At 52.5% G+C, this 4,331-nt stretch carries 4 protein-coding genes; all 4 read left to right on the top strand.

The features are described 5' to 3' along the window. A partial coding sequence (locus JW814_00425) for an NADH-quinone oxidoreductase subunit C (GenBank protein ID MBN2069891.1) occupies positions 1-483 on the top strand: 483 nt, incomplete at its 5' end. Positions 484-529: 46 nt separating this feature from the next. After that, positions 530-1,726 (top strand): nickel-dependent hydrogenase large subunit, encoded by a 1,197-nt coding sequence (locus JW814_00420; GenBank protein ID MBN2069890.1) that lies wholly within the window; start codon positions 530-532, stop codon positions 1,724-1,726. A 35-nt stretch (positions 1,727-1,761) separates the two neighbouring features. Beyond that, positions 1,762-3,645, top strand: a complete 1,884-nt coding sequence (locus JW814_00415) for an NADH-quinone oxidoreductase subunit L (GenBank protein MBN2069889.1) — start codon at positions 1,762-1,764, stop codon at positions 3,643-3,645. A 26-nt stretch (positions 3,646-3,671) separates the two neighbouring features. Continuing rightward, positions 3,672-4,265, top strand: coding sequence for a DUF4040 domain-containing protein (locus tag JW814_00410; GenBank protein ID MBN2069888.1), 594 nt, complete (start codon positions 3,672-3,674; stop codon positions 4,263-4,265). Positions 4,266-4,331 lie beyond the last annotated feature (66 nt).

Here is a 4,331-nt window from a genome sequence, read left to right as displayed (position 1 = left end):
TTCGGCGACAAGGTCAGGATAGACCAGCCGTCGGCGAACCGGATCTATGTCTATTCAGAAAAAGATTCATGGGTCGAGCTGGCCACGTTTATCTTCAACGATCTCGATGGCAGATTCGACACGGGGGTCGGGATAGATGACCGTGGCGGCGTCGAAGTGCTCATGTTTTTCCCCTTCGATAAGGAGCATTTTTTCGTCACGATCAAGACATACGCCGAGAAACCGCATCCGGAACTCGATTCGATATCGAATGTCATACCCGGGGCGAAGTGGATCGAAAGAGAGATCTTCGAGATGTTCGAAGTGAATTTCAAGGGGCATCCCGATCTCAGGCCGGTGCTTCGCTCGGATACGAGACCGGAGGATTTCTACCCCCACAAGAGGGAGAACAAGGACGAGCTTGAGATGTCCCGAATAAAGCATGAAGGTATAGAAAGATTCAACGAAGTGACTGGCAAGCCGCCCGAGGGCCAGAACCCGTAAGGATTTCCCGGCAGAGAGTGCCGTTTGGATAACGAGGTGAAATGAGATGGTAAAAAAGATCCCTATCGGCCCTTTCCATCCTATACTGGAAGAGCCCGAATTTTTCGAGCTTCACGTAGATGGCGAGCGAGTGGTCGATATTGATATGACGATCGGGTGGAGTCACCGCGGGATCGAGATACTTTCCGAGCACAAGACGTGGGACCAGGTCCCCTTCCTCGTCGAAAGGGTCTGCGGCATCTGCTCATGTTCCCATCCGTACGCTTACGTCAAGGCGGTCGAGGACCTGCTTCAGATCGAGGTCCCCGAACGCGCGCAGTATATAAGAGCGATCGTCGCTGAACTCGAAAGGCTTCACAGCCACCTGCTCTGGACCGGGCTGGCGGGGCACTTTATAGGATACAACACTGTCTTCATGTGGACCTGGAAATACAGGGAACCGGTCCTTGATATCCTCGAAGCGGTCACTGGAAACAGGAACCACTACGCAATGATGAGGATAGGGGGAGTCAGGCGCGAACTTCCCGTCGAAGAGATCGGGAATATCAGAAAAATGCTTGATGACCTCGAAGAGAAAAACAAGTTGCTTACCGGCGCGATCGTAGATGACCCGGTAATTCACGCGAGGACCGAGGGTGTCGGCATCCTTGGTACGAAGATGTGCAGGCTCTACGGGGCGCTCGGCCCCACCGCAAGGGCCGGCGGATATGATATCGACGCGAGAAGGGATCATCCGATCGACGCGTACGGAAAACTCGATTTCGACGTGATCGTCTGCAAGAACGGCGACGTTTACGACAAGGCGGTCGTCAGGCAGCTGGAGAACTTCGAAGCGATAAAGATAATAAGGCAGTCTCTCGACAGGCTCGAGGCGCTCGGTCCGGGAGAAATATGCACCGAGATCGGGGAAGTGCCCGCTGGCGAAGGGATAGGCGTTTATGAAGCTCCCCGGGGCGAGGTCCTTCACTATATCCGCTCCGACGGCGGGAACATGCCGATGAGGCACAAGATACGGGCCCCGAGCTTCAACAATATCCTGACGAACGAGTACAGCGTCGTCGGGGACACAGTTGCCGACGCGGGGCTTATCACCGCGGCGGTCGATCCCTGTTATTCCTGCACGGAACGTGTTGGAAGGATCGACATGAAGAGCGGGGAGAGGATGATGCTCAGCGAGGGAGATCTCATAAGGATGTCCCAGGAGAAAACGGAAGAGATCAGAAAAATGATGACAGGCAGGTAATTTTACTGACCGGCTGTATTGCGGAGAATAACAATATGCATGAACTTTTACAGATTATCGTAGTCGCGGGAGCAATTGGATTGATACCACTCTTCATTCCAAGGAAGGGAAGCGTCATAGCGGGTATAATCACTCTCCTGGCATCGATATGGCTTTTTGTCCAGGCGTACCGTTTTCTCGGAGCCGGAGAGGTAGCCTACAACGTCGCCCTTTTCGATCTGGGTGGACAGATCCCGATCGATTTCGCGCTGAGGCTTACGGCCTTCAGTTCCTTCATCCTCGTCTTTATCAGCCTCTTCGGGGTCCTGATTACCCTTTATTCCCTGGGATATCTCAGGGGGAGCGACCGGGGTAGCATCTACTATTCGTATATATTGTGGACCCTCGCCGCGGCATCGGGCGCGGTCCTGGCCGACAACCTTCTTATCATGCTTATCTTCTGGGAGATGCTTACCGCTATCCTCTTCTTCCTCATCAATATGGGAGGGAAAGGGCATGAAAAGGCGGCGGCGAAGGCATTCACCCTTCTCGGATTCACCGACGCGTCGATGCTTCTCGGGATAATTCTGATATGGGTGAGATACGGCACCGTCTCGATATCGAGGCTTTCGGCGATGCCGATCGAGACCACGGCCCCCGTGATGATAATCGCCTTTATATGCATGTTTGCGGGCGCCATCGCTAAAACGGGAGGAATGCCTTTTCATTCCTGGATACCGGAGATGGCAAAACCGACGCCCGCTTTGACGATCGCTTTTCTCCCGGCATCTCTCGACAAGCTGCTCGGCATATATCTCCTCGGGATGCTTACCTTCAGGATATTCGATATCTCGGCGGGGTCGCCCCTTTCGATCATGATGATGATAGTCGGAGCCGGAACGCTGATCTTCGCCGTTCTGATGGCGCTGGTCCAGCATGATCTTAAAAAACTGCTGTCGTTCCATGCCGTCAGCCAGGTAGGATATATGGTCCTCGGCGTGGGAAGCTGCATCCCGGTCGCGATGGCCGGGGGGCTTTTTCACATGGTCAACAACGCGATATACAAGAGCGGCCTTTTCCTCGGCGCCGGAGCTGTAGAGAAACAGACTGGGACGACCGACCTCGAAAAGCTAGGAGGACTCGCAAGGCTGATGCCGGTCACCTTTATCACAATGGTAATAACGGCTTTTTCGATCTCCGGAGTGCCGCCCTTCAACGGGTTCGTCTCCAAATGGCTTGTGTACCAGGGGATGCTTGAAGGGCACACGGGGTACCACATGGTATTCCTCATCATAGCGATATTCGGAAGCGCCCTTACGCTGGCCTCATTCATAAAGGTGCTTCATTCAATATTCCTCGGAAGAAGATCCGAGAAGTTCGACCACGTCCGGGAAGTCGGTTTCACGATGCAGCTGCCGATGATATTTCTCGCTGTCCTCTGCGTCGCGTTCGGCATTTTCGCCAGATATCCCCTTGAAAGATTTATAATGCCGGTACTTACGCAATCGGGCATCGGTATTGACGGAAGCAGCGTGGTGATCGGGGACGGCGGCGGATTCTGGAACCCGACACTCGCGACAGTTCTGATGCTTCTCGGGCTCGTCGTCGGATTTATCATCTACGCTCTGGCAGGGGTCAGAAAGAAGATCCGGGTAGATGAAAATCCATGGGTCGGCGGAAATATCATGGATAACGACGAAATGGCGATACCGGGAACGCATTTTTATAAAACCGTGACAGACGACATGAATCCTTTCTTTTCGGGCGGATTCAGGGACGGAGACAGCGGAGCCTTTGATGTGTTCAATATATTCGGGAAGCTTGGCGACGTTCTTGTTCAGTTTTTGAGAAAGATGCATGACGGCATCCTTTCGACATATCTTTCGTGGGCAGTGATAGGACTCGGAGTCCTTGCGTTTATTTTAATGTTCAAGTGGTAACAAGAAGATAAGGGAGAGGCAGAAGAATGGAGACATTTCTCCTTGTATTGACGATTTTCATGATCATCGGTTCGGTAATAGCGATAGAGACGAAGAACCTGCTGTCCTCGGTAATATCCGTAGGTATAGTCGGATTCAGCCTCGGAATCGTCTTTCTTATGCTGGGAGCCCCCGATATAGCTATCACGCAGGTGGTGGTGGAGATATTGATCCTTGTGATACTTATCCGGGCTACGATATCGACCGATAACACATCGATAGAGAGACACCGGGATACTCTTCCGATGGTCGTGAGTCTTATCTTCTTCGGACTTTTCCTGCTCTTTTCATATTTTGCCGTCCACGACCTGCCGGTTTTCGGCCATCCTGTGATGAAGGTCTCGAGCAGGTACCTGGAAACGGGGATCAGGGATACCGGGGCGACCAATATCGTTACCGCCGTACTTCTTGATTTCAGGGCGTACGATACGATCGGTGAAGCTACCGTTCTTTTTGTTTCGATAGTCGGCGCTTTCGTCATCCTGAGAAGGCAGGGGCGGAAGGGCAGGAGCGAGGAAGATACCGAGAAGGTAGGTATTCTCGAGGATGAGGACATAAAAAAGAATTTCGAGGGTTTTTAAAAGGTGAGCAATGGATAAAATTGAAAAGATGATTCATGACAAGGATCACGGGATGACGTCGATCGT

Source organism: Candidatus Krumholzibacteriota bacterium, assembly GCA_016932415.1.
Taxonomy (GTDB): domain Bacteria; phylum Krumholzibacteriota; class Krumholzibacteriia; order Krumholzibacteriales; family Krumholzibacteriaceae; genus Krumholzibacterium.
This window is presented reverse-complemented; position numbering and strand designations above follow the sequence as displayed.